We start from the raw sequence: 14,894 nt of genomic DNA on the forward strand, positions 1-14,894 counted from the left end.
CACGCACCGCACCATCACGCACCGCACAATGGAGCCATGAACGTTCCGCTGCCGTCCGCACCGTCGCACGGCGGGCCGCTGCGGGGGGAGGCGCCCCGGCGACTGCCGGACTGGGCGCTCGACCTGATCGCGGTCGTGCTGGTGCTGCTGACGGGCCTGTTCCCCGTTCCGCGGATGCCCTTCCCGGACCCGGCCGTGCTGGTGCTGCTGCCCGTGACGGCGGTGGTCGCCGCGCTCGCCCTGCTGCTGCGGCGCCGACTGCCGGTGACGGCGCTCGCGCTCACGCTGCTGTGCTACGGGGTGATGGTGCTGATGCACGTGCCGATGCTGGGCCCCGGGATCGCCGCGGTGATCGCCGCCTACTCGATGGCCGGGCGGGTGCCGCGGATCGCCGCGCTGCTCGGCGGCGGCCTCGCCGCCGTCGTGATCGCGCTGCTGAGCCTGCGGACCGTCCAGGACCTCAGCGTGGACCCGAGGGTCTTCCAGGTCGCTGCGGCGCTCGCGGTCGCGGTCGCCCTCGGCGACAGCGCCCGCTCCCGCCGCGAGTACCTCGCCGCCGTGACCGAGCGGGCCGAGCGGGCCGAGCGCAGCCGCGAGGTCGAGGCGCGGCGTCGCGTCGCCGAGGAGCGGCTGCGGATCGCCCGCGATCTCCACGACACGGTCGCTCACCGCATCTCCGTGATCAGCCTCAACGCCGGTGTCGCCTCGCAGGCGCTCGAATCCCGCCCCGAGAAGGCGAGGGAGGCGCTGGGCACGATCCGCAGCGCGGCCCGGGGCGTGCTCTCCGAGATCAGCGACCTGCTGACCCATCTGCGCTCGGAGGAGGATCCCGCCGCCCCGACCCGTCCGCAGTGGGGGATGGGCGACCTCCCCGAGCTCGTCGCCCGCATGGAGGCGGCCGGGCTCGAGATCGACCTGCGCGTGGACGGCGAGCTCGAGCAGGTGGACGGCACAGCCGGACAGGTCGGCTACCGGGTGGTGCAGGAAGGACTCACCAATGCTCACAAGCACGGCCGACGCCACGGCGTGCGGGTGCGCATCGCGGTTGGCAGCTCCTCGCTGCGGATCGAGGTCCTCAACCGGATCGAGCCGCTCTCCTCCGGCCGCGGCGAGGTCACCGGCGACCAGCTGGGCCTGCTGGGAGTTCGCGAACGGGTCGCCTCCGCGGGCGGCACCGTCGAGGCCGGTCTCGCGGGCATGGACTTCCGGCTGCTCGTGGAGCTTCCGCTGACAGAGAGGAGCTGAGGATGATCACGGTGCTCATCGCCGACGACCAGCCGCTCATCCGCCAGGCGGTGGGGGACATCCTCACCGATCAGAGCGGCATCGCCGTGGTCGGGCACGCGGTCGACGGCACCGAGGCCGTCTCCCGGACCGCCGAGCTGCGCCCCGACGTGGTGCTGATGGACATCCGCATGCCGGGACTGGACGGCATCGAGGCGACCGCGGCGCTCTGCGCCGATCCGGCCAACGCCGAGACGCGCGTGCTGATCCTGACGACCTTCGAGGAGGACGAGTACGTGCTGCAGGCGCTGCGCGCCGGGGCCAGCGGATTCCTCGGCAAGGGTGCCGAGCCCGAGGAGATCGTCCGCGCCGTGCGCGCCGTCCACGCCGGGGACGCGCTCCTCTCCGCCGCGGCGACGCGCGGCCTGATCACCCGCTACGTGCTCGGCGGGGAGCCGGAGCGTCGCCCCGTGCCCGATCCGGCCCCGGAGCTGTCGCTGCTGACCGAGCGGGAGCGCGAGGTGCTGCTCCTGGTGGCCCGCGGCCGCTCGAACCAGGAGATTGCCGAGTCCCTGTTCATCTCGCCGCACACGGCGAAGACCCACGTGAACCGGATCATGACCAAGGTCCATGCGCACGACCGCGCCCAGCTGGTGATCCTCGCCTACGAGAGCGGGATGCTGGTCCCCGGGGAGTGAGCCCGCCCTCGCCGCGCACCGTTGCGGCCTGCGCCGTACCGCGGACGCAGTAGAGAGGATTGCCGCGACAGGGGGACGCGGCGAGGTCGCCGACGGCGAAGGATGGCCGGGTACCGCAGACCCCGAGCCGACGAGGAGAGACAGTGTTCTCCGTCCGCCCCCGAAAGACCTCCCGCGGGACGTCGGTGCCGCGACCGGCGCCGGCCGAGGAGGACACCGGTCATCGCCTGCGCGCCCCCGGTGCGCTCCACGCCTTCAACCGCTTCGAGCTGAAGTACCTCGTGCCGCGCTCGCAGCTGGAGGCGATCCGCGAGGAGCTCACCGGGCGCATGGAACCCGACCCTCACGCCGGTCCGAGCGGCTACGGGGTGTGGAGCGTCTACTACGACACTGCCCAGCTGCGCTTCTATCGCGAGAAGATCGAGGGGCTGAAGTTCCGGCGCAAGCTGCGGATCCGGCGTTACGGCGAGTCGCTCGGCGAACTCTCCACCGACGGCCCGGTCTCGGTGGAGATCAAGCAGCGCGTCAACCGGGTCACCCAGAAGCGCCGGGTCATGCTTCCCTACGAGCAGGCGCTCGACCTCTGCGACCGTCGGCGACGTCTGGAGCTCCCCGGCAACGATCAGGCTTTCGTCGACGAGGTCCTCGACCTCGTGGTGCGCCTCGACCTGCGGGCTACCGCGATGACCGGCTACCGCCGCGAGCCGTTCGTGGGGACCGGGGCCGATCTCGGGCTGCGCGTCACGCTCGATCATCGAGTGCTGGGCCGCGACCGGGACTTCGACCTGCGGGCCGAGACCGAGAACCGCTTCATCATCCGCCCCGATCTCGCCGTGCTCGAGGTGAAGGTCGACGAGCGCGCCCCCTACTGGATCACCGACATGGCAGCCCGTCACGGGCTGCAGATCCAGCGCATCTCGAAGTACTGCCAGAGCGTCGAGGCGCACGGGCTCGCGCCCCGCTCGGTCTTCCACGTCCCCGAGGACGGCCACGTCGACCCGTCGGAGCGCCTCGGCGCTGCGGCGGAATCCTCCCGCGCCTGACACTCGACCGGCCGCCTCCGGACGGCCTCCACCGCGCCGACGGCGCACACCTCGCCACCCACCTCACGGATTCACAGGTATCACCCCATGGAACTCGACTTCGGTCTCACCGATCTCTCCGGCACCTTCAGCGTCCTGGACGTCCTGCTCGCGCTCGGCCTCGCCCTGGTCTGCGCGCTCGTTGTCGCCTGGACGTACCGCGCCACCCACCGCAACATCAGCTACAGCCAGAGCTACGTGCAGACGCTGATCATCCTCGGCATGCTGATCGCCCTGATCATGCTGGTGGTCGGCTCGAACATCGCCCGTGCCTTCGCTCTCGTCGGCGCCCTGTCGGTGGTGCGCTTCCGCAACGCGATCAAGGAGACCCGCGACGTCGGCTTCATCTTCCTGGTGATGGCGATCGGCATGGCCTGTGGCACGCGCTTCTACACCCTCGCGATCCTCGCCACGCTCCTGATCTGCGCGGTGATCCTGGTGATGCACAAGCTGAACTGGTTCGCGATGAACGTCCAGCGCCAGGTCGTCAAGGTCCAGGTCCCGGCCGACGACGGCGACCACGCCCCGCGCATCGCGGACGTCCTGATCCGCTTCACCGAGGAGTTCGAGCTGATCAGCACCGAGAGCGTGCGCGGCGGCGCGCTCATGGAGCACAGCTACACCGCCCGCCTCAAGCGCGGGGTGGAGCCCTCCGAGGTGATCGAGGCGCTGCGCGGCATCAATGCGGGGCAGAAGGCGACGGTCCTGACCGGCTACGACCAGACGGACATGTGAGATGACGGACCGAGAGACCGCTCCCGACCGCGAACCCGGCCCCGGCACGGCCCCCGGCGCCGATGCGGAGCCTTCGCACCGGCCCCGTCGCTCGCTCCGCCATCGGCTGCCGGTGCGGCTGCGCCACCACTGGAAGCTGCTGGCGGTGTGCACCGCGGCCGGGGTCGCGCTCTCGCTGACCGCGGGCAGCGCCATGGTCCGCCCGTACATCACCTCCGAGCTGACGACGCAGAGCGTGATCACCCAGGACATCTCCGGGGAGGGCGACCTCTTCGACGACGGCGTCCACACCATCGAGATCAGCTACGACGAGACCGAGTACGCCGAGGTGATCGACGACTACCAGGAGGACGGCGAGAAGAACTTCCTCAAGGCCGACATCACGATCGACGGCGTCCTGATCGAGGACGTCGGCCTGCGCCTGAAGGGGAACTCCACCCTCTCCTCGCTCCGCTCCGACGACGAGGGAGGCGGCATGGGCGAGGGGATGCCCGAGGGGACGGAGCTGCCCGAGGGCATGGAGGACCAAGGGGGGATGGGCGGCATGGGCATGACCCAGCTGTCCGAGGACTCCCCGGAGGAGCTGCCGTGGTTGATCAGCTTCGACGAGTACCAGGAGGGGCGCGCCTTCCAGGGCCGCACCGAGATCACGCTGCGCCCTGCGGCCAGCGGCTCGGACACCGCGCTGAACGAGGAGCTCGCCCTCGAGCTCACCGCGCGCTCCGGCCAGACCACGCAGCAGTACACGTACACCACCCTGAGCGTGAACGGCGGGGAGGAGAGTGCGCGCCTGGTGGTCGACACCCCTGATACGCAGTGGGCGGACTCGCTCGGCGAGGGCGTCCTCTACAAGGCCCGGGCCGGCGGCTCGCTCGAGTACGTCGGCGAGGACCCCACCGACTACGAGGAGTCCTTCCACCAGATCAACGCCGAGGGCTCCTACGACCTGCAGCCGGTCATCGATCTGGTCCGCTTCCTGGACGAGGCCGACGACGAGGAGTTCGCCCGTGAGATCGATCAGTACGTGGACGTCGAGTCCTTCGCGACCTATCTGGCCACGCAGGCGCTGCTGTCGAACTCCGATGGGATGAGCGGTCCGGGGAACAACTACTACCTCTGGTACGACACATCCGCCGAGCAGTTCACCGTCCTGTCCTGGGACCTGAACCTGTCGTTCTCCGCGATGGGCGGGGGCGGCGGCCCAGGGAGAGGCGGGACGCCGACCGACGGCGAGGCACCCGCCCAGGGTGAGGCGCCTGCCGAGGGTGAGGCACCCGCCCAGGGCGAGGCGCCGCCGTCGGACGGCGGGATGCCGGACGGTCAGGGCATGCCGCAGGGGCCGGGCGGCGAGGGCATGCCCGAGATGCCCGAGGACGGCGAGATGCCGGAGGGCATGGGCGGGCTCTCCGTCGGCGGCAGCGGCGTGCTGGAGGAGCGGCTGCGGGAGGACGAGGACTTCGTCGCCCTGTACGAGCAGTCCTATGCGGACCTCTACGAGCAGCTCGTCGCCTCCGGGGACGCGCTGTCGATCCTCGAGGAGCTCACCGCCCGCGCCGAGTCCGTCGGCGACCAGGGCGCCTCCGAGTTGTCCACGAGCCTCGCCGCGCAGCTCGAGGAGCTGACCGCCGAGGCCCCGGAGGAGTCGACCACGATGCCCGGCCGACCGGGCTGAGCCGATCGGGATGCCCGACCGGTCGGGCTGAGCCGATCGGGATGCCCGACCGGTCGGGCTGAGCCGATCGGGATGCGCCGGCGGCCTCCGCCCGGTGCCGCCGCAGCCCTGATGCACCGTCGAGGGGCTCCGGCGGCGGGAGGGATTGCATGCGGTGGCGCTCAGCCAGCATCCATCCCCGCATATGGCGGTGGATGCTGGCTCAGCGCCACTCGTCGCACGTGCCCGGGGCGCAGCCCTGCCCGATGATCGCGTCGGGGCGCAGCTCGGCGAGCTTCTCGACGTCGATCTCGCCGTCCTGCCCGATCCGCTCGATGCCGCTGATGTCGATGTCGCCCATGACGAAGAGGTTCTCGCAGTCGAAGCCGAAGAGCGCATCGGGCTCCACCCCGTACTCGTGCAGAGAGCTGTAGGCGCAGCAGTCCAAGACCAGGGTGTCGGGCTGCTCGTCGAAGGCGATCTCGAGGTCGTCGAGGGTGAGATGGGTGAATGTCACCGCGTCGGCGGAGTCCTCCTCGGGGGCGGCGTCGGCGCCGCCGGAGGAGCAGGCGGTGAGGGCGAGGGCGGCGGAGGCCAGCAGGGCAGGCAGGAGGGTGCGAGTCTTCACGGAGGGGATCGTTTCGTCCCTCCGGGTGGGACGCGATGAAGGTTGGCAGTAGCCCAGCAAGGCGAGGCAAGCCTTGTCCAATGCGGTCGGCGGCGCGGCACCGGAGCGCCCCCAGCAGGACTCGAACCTGCAACCTACGGATTAGAAGGCCGTTGCTCTATCCATTGAGCTATGGAGGCTGACGGCGCACGAGTCTACCGAGGCCTCGGGCCGCTCCGCGCCATGGAGTGCGCGGAGCTCACCGCCTGCGTCCCCGCGCCGTCGGCGCCGAGGGTGGGCAACCGGGCCCCGCCTGGCACCGGGGGCAGAACCACAGCACCCGCGACTCCGTCCCCTCCAGGCGCGGCTCGGCGAGCTCGCCCCGCTGGATCCGCGAGCGGCAGCGGCGGCACTGCTTCCCGCCGCGGCCGTACACCCACAGGTCCCCGTCCCGTCCCAGCATCCCGCCGGTGGTCACCCGCACCTCCCGGTCCCGGTTCAGCACCAGCAGGCGATGGGCGAGGTCGACGAACTCCGCGGGATCGCCCGCCTCGGCGACGGGCGCGGCGGGGTGGACGCGGCGCAGGAAGCACAGCTCGCTGCGATAGATGTTCCCGATCCCTGACAGGACGTGCTGGTCGAGCATGGCAAGTCCGATCGGCCGCTGCGGCTCGGCGGCGAGGTTGGCGATCGCCGTGTCACGCAGCGCGGGGTCCTCGTCCCATGCGGGGTCCAGGAGATCGGGGCCGAGATGCCCCACCAGCTCGTCCTCGTCGGCCGTGCGCAGCAGCCGCACCTGCTTGACGTCGTAGGCGACCGCGCGGGCCTGCCGACCGTCCTCGTGCCGGGCGGTCAGGTCCACGCGGATCGTGTCCGCGAGCCGCGGGCCGGAGCTCGTGTCGCTCGAGCGCAGCGCCCTGCCGTCCACGTGCCAGATCCCGTCCATCATGAGATGGCTGTGCAGGGTGAGCGGCGGCGGGCCGGCGACCGGCGGGACGAGACGCATCAGCAGATGCTTGCCGCGGGGCCGCACCTCGGCGACGCGCCAGCCGACCAGGTCCGCGGTCGCCTCGCGCGGCACCCGCAGCTCGCAGGTGGTGAGCACGGTGCCGGCGAGCGCCTCGTCGAGGATCCGGCACTGCCGGGCGACGGTGTCCCCCTCGGGCATCAGCGATCACCCGCCCGCAGCCGCAGCGAGCGCGGGGAGCGGTAGCAGCCGGCCCGTCCCAGCTCCTCGGCGATCGCGGCGACCGGCTCGGCGTCGATCCCGTGGCCGCCGATCCGTTCGATCCGCAGCTGCGGCAGGCGCGAGTCCTCCGCGATCGCCCGCACCAGCTGCGCGGCGACCTCGGGGGTCGCGGCGTCGTCGGCCCACCACAGCAGGTGCTTGCCGCCGCGGTCCACGAAGGCCTGGACGTGCCCGTCCACGAGCAGCACGAGCGCGCCGGCGCGACGGGCCGGCCGCACCGTCGCCCCCTCGGGCGGCGCGATCGGCAGCGCGGGCCAGGGGAGCGCGGCGCCGTAGGGGTTCGCGGGATCGGTCGCCGCGAGCGCGACGGCGACCCCGCCGCCCGACGGGTCGGCGGCCGTGCCGTCCCGGGTCGCGGCTTCCCGCGCCGCCTCCGCCTCCCGGTCCCGATCGCGCAGCAGGTCCACCGCCTCGGCGGGCGCGAACTGGGAGGCGCCGAGCCCGTCGACGAAGTAGCCGCGGCGGCAGCTGCCGTTCTCCTCGAGCACCGACAGCACCCGGTACACGCCCGCGAAGCCGCCGGGGACGTCCTCGACGTCCATCGCGCCGCGCGTGACGACGCCGTGGCGATCGAGCAGCAGCGTCGCGAGCGCCGCCGAGCGAGCGGCGGGATCCACCGGCTCGACCCGCACCGCGGACCAGCGGCCCGCGCCGACCGGTCCGGTCACCAGCTCCGAGGGGCTGGACGCGCCCTGGCGCATCATCGCCGCGGAGAGCCGGGCCGCACCGCGTCGGCCCAGGGTGCGGGAGCGGCCCGTGGTGCGCGCGGACGGCGCGGGCGCGGGGCCGCGGCCGTAGGAGCGCAGCGCCTCGAAGGAGTCGTTGGTGACCAGGCCGGTGAAGGCGAGGTCCCACAGCGCCTCGTGCAGGTCCTGAGGGCGGGCCGCCTCTCCGCCGTCCGCGAGGGCGGTGAGGATCTCGCCGTGCCGCAGCGCGCCGGGCGTGGTGCGCAGCAGCTCCAGCAGCCGTGCGGCGAGGGAGCCCTCGACCAGGGCCGAGGCGGCCTCTTCGAGCTGCTCGGCGTCGAGCCCGAGCGGCAGCGCATCGGCGAGGTGGAGGCGGATCCAGCCGTCGTCGGCGCCGAGCCTCCCGTGCCCGGTCCACACCAGCTCCCAGGAGGCGAAGGCGGCATCCAGCAGCGCCGGCGTCATCTCCGGCAGCCGCGCCGGCAGCACCTGCGACTCCCAGGCAGACAGCGGCAGGGACACCCCGGCCAGCTGGTCCACGACCGACAGCAGCCCTTCGTGACCGCTCCAGGTGCCGCGTTCGCGTCGGCCGTCCGCGCGGCGCCCCACCAGGTGCTGCCATTGCCCGAGGAAGCGGGCGTAGACGGGGCCGGGGACCGGGGCGATCTCGCGGCGGGAGGCGGCGAGGCTCGCCCGCCGGATCCGGCGCAGCACCTCCGCATCGACCCATTCCTCGCCCTCGCGGCCCGGCGTGAACTCGCCCTGGGCGAGGACCCGTTCGGCCGTGAGCTGCTCGAGCGCGCCCCGGGCCACCGCGGGCGCGAGGCCGAAGGCTCTCTGCGGGGCGTCGGCGGGGAAGGGGCCGCGGGTGCGGGCCCATCGCGCCAGCAGCTGCGCGACGGCGCGGTCGACGGGCTCGAGATGCGCGGCGGGGATCCCCTGCGGAAGGACGGTGCCGAGGGCGTCGCGCAGCAGTCCCGCGTCCTCGATCGCGGCGAGGTGCGTGCTCCCGCCGATCCGCACCCTGATCACGCGCCGCGCCTCCTCGAGCCCGATGAGCGCGGCCTCCAGGTCGAGCCCCTCCGCAGCACGCTGTCCTAGCTGCTCGGGAGTGAGCGGGCCCAGGCGACGCAGCGCATCGGCGATCTGCTCGGGCCCGCGCAGCGCCCGCTCCTCGGCGAGGCCCTGCAGGCGCTGCTCGACCTCGGCGATCACCTCGGCGTCCAGCAGCTCGCGCAGGCTCACCGTGCCCAGCAGCTCCGCCAGCAGCGACTGGTCCAGCGCCAGGGCGGCCGTGCGCCGCTCGGCCAGCGGCGCGTCGGTGTCGTAGAGGAACTGCGCCATGTAGCCCAGCAGCAGGGAGCGCGCGAAGGGGGAGGGGTCGGCGGTCTCCACCTCGCGCACCTGCACGCGTCGCCGCCCGATCCCGGTCATGAGGTCCACGAGCGCGGGCAGGTCGTAGACGTCCTGGAGGCACTCGCGGGCGGCCTCGAGCATGATCGGGAAGTCCGGGTGCGGGCGCGCCACCTCGAGCAGATGCGCGGAGCGCTGACGCTGCTGCCACAGCGGGGCGCGCTGGTTGGGGTCGCGACGCGGCAGCAGCAGGGCCCGGGCCGCGCACTCCCGGAACCGGGCGGCGAACAGGGCGGAGGAGCCGACGAGGCGGCGCACCTCCTCCTCGATCTCCTCGGGGGTGAACACGAACAGGTCCGCCCCGGGCGGGTGCTCGCCGTGCGGGATGCGCAGCACGATCCCGTCGTCGGCCGCCATCACCTGCCCGTCCAGGCCGTACCGCTCCTCGACCCGTGCCCCGACCGCCAGAGCCCACGGACCGGTGATCCGCTGCCCTGCCGCGCAGTGCAGCACCACCCGCCAGTCCCCGAGCTCGTCGCGGAACCGTTCGACCACGAGCTGGTCGGGGCCCGGCACGGAGCCGGTGACCTGCAGCTGCTCGGCGAGGTGGTCGAGCAGCACGGTGCACGCGTTCGCGTCCAGGCCGAGCCCCTCCAGGTGCGCCTCGGCGTCGGGGCGCGGGAGGGCCGCGAGCTCCGCCTGGGCGGTGGAGATCGCGCGGCCCAGGCTCGCGGGGCGGCCGTCCCCGTCGCCGTGCCAGAAGGGGACCCGTCCGGTGAGCCCGAAGGCGGGGGAGACGGTGACGCGGGAGGCGGTGATCTCCTCGATCCGCCAGCTGCTGGTGCCCAGCGTGATCACGTCCCCGCGCCGGGACTCGTAGACCATCTCCTCGTCGAGCTCGCCCACGCGCCGTGGCTGGGAATCGCCCTCGGCGGCGACGAGGTGCACCGGGTACAGGCCCCGGTCGGGGATCGTGCCGCCGCTGGTGACGGCGAGGCGCTGCGCGCCGGGCCGGGCGCTCAGCGTGCCGGTCTCCCGATCGTGGACCAGGCGCGGCCGCAGCTCGGAGAAGTCGGTGCTGGGGTAGCGGCCGGCGAGCAGATCGATGGTCTGGTCGAAGGCCGAGCGGGGCAGCGCCCGGTAGGGGTGCGCGGAGCGGACCAGGTCGAACCAGGTATCGACCTGGAGGTCCTCCATCGCCGCGGCGGAGACGGTGTGCTGGGCGAGGACGTCCAGGGCGTTGCGCGGCACGGTCAGCGGCTCGATCCGGCCCGCGAGGGCCTCCTGCACCGCGACCGCGGAGCGCAGCACGTCCGCGGCGTGCAGCGGATGCAGCGACCCCTCGGAGACCGCGCCGACGTCATGCCCGGCCCGTCCCACCCGCTGCAGCAGGCTCGAGACCGACATGGGGGCGGCGACCTGCAGCACGAGGTCCACCGCGCCCATGTCGATCCCGAGCTCGAGGGAGCTGGTCGCGACCACGCAGCGCAGCGTCCCGGACTTCAGCTGGTCCTCGATCCCGGCGCGGATCTCCTTGGACATCGAGCCGTGATGGGCGCGGGCGATGTCCTCGACCTCGACCGGCTCCTCCACCTCCCCGTCCGGGCCGTCGGCCGCCTCCGCGGCGACCCGCCGGGCGTGCAGCCGGTTCAGCTTCCCCGTGAGGCGCTCGGCCTGGCTGCGCGAGTTCGTGAAGACGATCGTGGAGCGGTGGGCGAGGACCTCCTCGAGCACGGCCCGCTCCACATGCGGCCAGATCGTCCCGGAGACGTCCTCGTCGTCCACGGCGTCCGCAGGCGGCTCGATCGCCCTCAGATCCGGGACCGGCAGCGTGACGGTCAGGTCCCAGCTCTTGGTCGAGGGCGGGCGCACCACGGCCACCTCGCGCGGCCTGCCGGTGCCGGTGAGGAAGGCGGCGACCTCGTCGACCGGCTCGACCGTCGCCGAGAGCCCGATCCGCTGCGCGGGCGCGGCGGTCAGCGCGTCCAGACGCGCGAGGGACAGCGCCAGGTGCACGCCCCGCTTCGACCCGGCGACGGCATGGACCTCGTCGAGGATCACCGTCTCCACGCCGCGCAGGGTCTCCCGCACCCGCGAGGTGAGCATGAGGAACAGCGACTCGGGAGTGGTGATGAGGATGTCCGGCGGGCTCGTCGCGAGCCGGCGCCGCTCCGCCGGCGGGGTGTCGCCCGTGCGGACGCCGACGCTCAACGGTCGGCGCCGCTCGCCGAGCCGCTCGGCGGTGCGGGCGGTGCCCACGAGCGGGGAGGTCAGGTTCCGCTCGACATCGACGCCGAGCGCCTTCAACGGGGAGATGTACAGGACGCTCGTCCTCGCCGTCCCGGCGGCCGGCGCGGGAGTCCCGGCCAGTCGGTCGATCGCGGTGAGGAAGGCGGCGAGGGTCTTGCCCGAGCCGGTCGGGGCGACCACGAGCGTGTCCTCGCCGCGCTCGATCGCCTCCCAGGCCGCGGCCTGCGCCGGTGTCGGGGCCTCGAAGGACTCCGCGAACCACGCCGCGGCGGCGGGGGAGAACGAGGCGGGGAGCACCGGAGCGGGCGTGGCCATCCCCCCATTGTGGACCGCGGGGCCGACGCCCGACCGCTCACGGGCCTCACCCTGTCAGGACGTGGGCCATCGTGGCAGGATGGAGAGCACGGCGGGATCCGCACCGGCTGATCCCGCGGACAACTGACGAAGGGATGATCCACATGGCGGAGTACACGCTTCCTGATCTCGACTACGACTACGGTGCGCTGGCCCCGTCGATCTCCGGCAAGATCATGGAGCTGCATCACTCCAAGCACCACGCGACGTATGTGAAGGGTGCGAACACGGCGCTGGAGAAGCTGGCGGCGGCGCGTGAGGCCGGTGACTTCGGGACGGTGAACCAGTTCTCGAAGGATCTGGCGTTCAACCTGGGCGGTCACACGAACCACTCGATCTTCTGGAAGAACCTCTCGCCGGAGGGTGGGGACAAGCCCACCGGTGAGCTCGCTGCGGCGATCGATGAGTTCTTCGGGTCGTTCGATCAGTTCCGGGCGCACTTCACGGCGGCCGCGCTGGGGATCCAGGGCTCGGGCTGGGCGGTGCTGGCGTACGAGCCGATCGGGGGGAACCTGGTGATCGAGCAGTTCTACGATCAGCAGAACGGTGTGCCGGTGGCGACGATCCCGCTGTTCCAGCTGGACATGTGGGAGCACGCGTTCTACCTGGACTACCAGAACGTGAAGGCGGATTACGTCAAGGCGATCTGGGACATCGTGAACTGGGCGGATGTGCAGGCGCGCTTCGAGGCCGCGCGCTCGTCCGCGACCGGTCTGGTCGTCCCGCAGGCCTGATCGCCGGGCTTCGGCCCGCTGATCCGCCGGCTCCGGCCCGTGTTCCCTGAGACAAAGGGGGCGCGGGCCGGAGTCATGTCCGGGTCGGTGTCATGCGTGGGGCGGTGTCGTGGACGGGCCGGCGTCATGCGCGGGGCGGTGTCCTGCGGGGATCGGTGTCGTCGGGCCCGCGCCGGCTCCCGCGAGGGTCGGTGTCGTGGACGGGCCTATGGCGACATGAGCTGGCTATATAGCCACCTCATGTCGCCATAGGCCCGTCGGCGCATCCGTCCTCCGAGTCACGCCGCACCGTCGTGTTCTGCTCCGGCTCCGCGGCGCATCCTGCTCAGCCTCCCGCGGGGAGCACGTGCGCCCCGCGCGAGCTCCTGGGAGGATGAGCCGATGCCGTCCCGAGGAGACCCCACCGCTCCCGACGCCGGCATCCGGCCGTCCGACACCTCCGCCCTGAGTATCCGGTCGTCCGTCGGCGCCGGCGACCATCCGGCGCTCGCAGCGATATGGCGGCGCGCGGTGGACGCGACGCATGACTTCCTCACGCAGGCGGATCGGGACGAGATCGAAGCCAAGCAGCAGACCGGCTGCTTCCCGGCCGTCGAGCTCTCGGTCGCAGAGCGCGAGGGCCGACCGGTCGGCTTCTCGGGCGTGCTCGACGGGACGCTGGAGATGTTGTTCGTCGAACCGACGCAGCGGGGCAGCGGCATCGGCACGGCGCTCCTCGCCCATGCGGTCGACGCGCCGTCCTGACGCGCGCCCGCCCTGTACACCGCTGCTCCGGCCCCGCCGCTGCGAACCCCGGCGCTCCGGGCCGATGCGCGACCTCTCCTCCACAGACCACCGCTGTCCACAGTTCCGAAGGGCCCCTGGAGCCCGCCGCTCCGCGCGGCGACGCTGGGGGCACTCGGCAGGGTGCCGAGGCCGGGGGCGTCCCCGGCAGCCAGGAAGGACACCGCCATGAGGGATATCCAGACCACGCTGATGGGGAACGTCACCGCAGATCCCAGCGAGCACAAGCAGGGGGACGGGACCACGACCGTGAAGCTGCGGATCGCGGTCACGGGGCGCTACTACAACACCGCCGTGCAGGACTTCACCGATCGCAAGACCGAGTTCATCACGATCTTCGCCCGCCGGGCGCTGGGCCAGAACGTCATGCGTTCGGTGCGCCGGGGGCAGCCGCTGGTGGTCACCGGTCGGCTGAGCACCTCGGAGTGGCAGGGGGAGGACGGCGCCGCCCGCTACTCCCTGAACCTGCAGGCCGAGGCCATCGGCCACGACCTCACCTACGGCACGTCCGTGTTCACCAAGCCGCTGCGGGCGCAGGACGTCCCGAACGTGGACCGGGACTCGGGGGAGATCCTCGCGAGCGCCGGCTCCGCGGATCCGGAGGACGCGCTCACCGACACGGACGAGGAGGAGGACGAGGACTCGCTCGCTCCGGCGTTCTGAGCAGCCGCCCGCGCGGCGACTCACCGAGCAGTCGCCCCGCGAACGCGGCGGGGGAGCGGACGCGGGTCAGGCTCCTTGGTGCAGGGTCTGCAGCAGCGCCTCGGAGATCTCCGGCAGCAGCGCGGCGCCGAGGACGTAGCCGTCCTCGTCGCCGCGGTGCACGGCCGACCAGGTCGTGCCATCCGTGAGCGCGGCGACCACCACGCGCAGCTGCCGCCCGGTCGGCAGTCCCGCCGATCCGGCAGGAGCCCCGCTCTCGCGCACGGACCAGGCCGAGGGGGCGAGTTCGCAGGCGATCGCTCCGCCTGCGGCGAGATCCGGCCACTGCACCGACTCGAGCGCCGCGAGCGGATCCGAGGCGGAGGGCGCCGCTGCGGGAGACTCACCCTCGTCGAGGTCGATCGGCGTGAGGTGGAGGTCGTCGTGGGCGTTCGCCCCCTCGCCCTCGGCGCCCAGCAGCGCCGCGAGCGCCGGCGAGGCCGCGACCAGCTCGGTGCTGCGGGCCAGCGCGAACAGACGCGGCGCCGGCAACGGTCCCTCCTCGACGTGCCGGGCGACCTCGAGCACGGCGGCGGCCAGAGCGGCGGTCGGGGCGTCCAGCGGGTCCTGGGCAGGAGTCGTCATCGGATCGAGAGGTCCCTTACAGGTTCGGCCTGACAGAATGGGGTGACCGCCGTGCACGACGGCGGCATCACACTGTACCTGGAGCAGGGTCGGGCCCCACGGCGTCGCGGGGGCCGGCGTGCGCTCCCACTTCGAGGCACCAGAGGTTATCTGTGAGTTTCTCCGCCCAGTTCGGCGACATGCCGCGGCCGCGCCCACGAC

12 protein-coding genes and 1 tRNA gene are annotated in these 14,894 nt (G+C 72.7%); 8 read left to right on the forward strand and 5 right to left on the reverse strand.

The genetic code is table 11. The annotated features are described in order from the left end of the window. Positions 1-36 precede the first annotated feature (36 nt). The 5 genes from D1648_RS09675 to D1648_RS09695 all read left to right on the forward strand — a co-directional run bounded on the left by D1648_RS09675 (position 37) and on the right by D1648_RS09695 (position 5,411). Entirely contained in the window at positions 37-1,245 is a 1,209-nt protein-coding gene (locus D1648_RS09675) for a sensor histidine kinase (RefSeq protein WP_122941190.1), read from the forward strand. A gap of 2 nt (positions 1,246-1,247) precedes the next feature. Next, entirely contained in the window at positions 1,248-1,922 is a 675-nt protein-coding gene (locus tag D1648_RS09680) for a response regulator transcription factor (protein WP_122941192.1), read from the forward strand. Positions 1,923-2,065: 143 nt separating this feature from the next. Next, positions 2,066-2,965, forward strand: coding sequence for a polyphosphate polymerase domain-containing protein (locus D1648_RS09685; RefSeq protein ID WP_206424798.1), 900 nt, complete (start codon positions 2,066-2,068; stop codon positions 2,963-2,965). 87 nt (positions 2,966-3,052) lie between these two features. Next, complete coding sequence (locus D1648_RS09690) at positions 3,053-3,739, forward strand: DUF4956 domain-containing protein (RefSeq protein ID WP_122941194.1); 687 nt, start codon at positions 3,053-3,055, stop codon at positions 3,737-3,739. 1 nt (position 3,740) lies between these two features. Further along, a complete protein-coding gene (locus D1648_RS09695) occupies positions 3,741-5,411 on the forward strand; it encodes a CotH kinase family protein (RefSeq protein ID WP_122941196.1) in 1,671 nt (556 codons plus the stop codon). Positions 5,412-5,613: 202 nt separating this feature from the next. On the opposite strand, the gene D1648_RS18425 is transcribed toward D1648_RS09695, so the two are convergent. From D1648_RS18425 to D1648_RS09715, 4 genes are all read right to left on the reverse strand, one after another. Then, positions 5,614-6,018, reverse strand: a complete 405-nt coding sequence (locus D1648_RS18425; RefSeq protein WP_164518672.1) for a hypothetical protein — start codon at positions 6,016-6,018, stop codon at positions 5,614-5,616. A gap of 106 nt (positions 6,019-6,124) precedes the next feature. Next, positions 6,125-6,197: transfer RNA gene (locus D1648_RS09705), tRNA-Arg, on the reverse strand. A gap of 59 nt (positions 6,198-6,256) precedes the next feature. After that, positions 6,257-7,165, reverse strand: coding sequence for a DNA-formamidopyrimidine glycosylase family protein (locus tag D1648_RS09710; RefSeq protein ID WP_122941199.1), 909 nt, complete (start codon positions 7,163-7,165; stop codon positions 6,257-6,259). Then, positions 7,165-11,850: an ATP-dependent helicase gene (locus D1648_RS09715; RefSeq protein ID WP_122941201.1), complete on the reverse strand. Its 4,686-nt coding sequence runs from the start codon at positions 11,848-11,850 to the stop codon at positions 7,165-7,167. The genes D1648_RS09710 and D1648_RS09715 overlap by 1 nt, the downstream gene beginning before the upstream one ends. Positions 11,851-11,993: 143 nt before the next feature. Between D1648_RS09715 and D1648_RS09720 the strand changes: the two genes are divergently transcribed. The 3 genes from D1648_RS09720 (at position 11,994) to D1648_RS09730 (ending at position 14,069) form a co-directional block, all read left to right on the forward strand. Beyond that, on the forward strand, positions 11,994-12,623 hold the full coding sequence (locus D1648_RS09720; protein WP_122941819.1) for a superoxide dismutase: 630 nt from the start codon (positions 11,994-11,996) through the stop codon (positions 12,621-12,623). Between the two features lie 381 nt (positions 12,624-13,004). Continuing rightward, positions 13,005-13,367, forward strand: coding sequence for a GNAT family N-acetyltransferase (locus D1648_RS09725; protein ID WP_122941203.1), 363 nt, complete (start codon positions 13,005-13,007; stop codon positions 13,365-13,367). Positions 13,368-13,574: 207 nt separating this feature from the next. After that, positions 13,575-14,069 (forward strand): single-stranded DNA-binding protein, encoded by a 495-nt coding sequence (locus tag D1648_RS09730; RefSeq protein WP_122941205.1) that lies wholly within the window; start codon positions 13,575-13,577, stop codon positions 14,067-14,069. A 66-nt stretch (positions 14,070-14,135) separates the two neighbouring features. Here D1648_RS09730 and D1648_RS09735 read toward each other — a convergent pair whose 3' ends face one another. Further along, entirely contained in the window at positions 14,136-14,693 is a 558-nt protein-coding gene (locus D1648_RS09735) for a PPA1309 family protein (protein WP_122941207.1), read from the reverse strand. Positions 14,694-14,894: the final 201 nt, after the last annotated feature.

The organism is Brachybacterium sp. EE-P12, from assembly GCF_003711805.1.
Taxonomy (GTDB): Bacteria; Actinomycetota; Actinomycetes; order Actinomycetales; family Dermabacteraceae; genus Brachybacterium.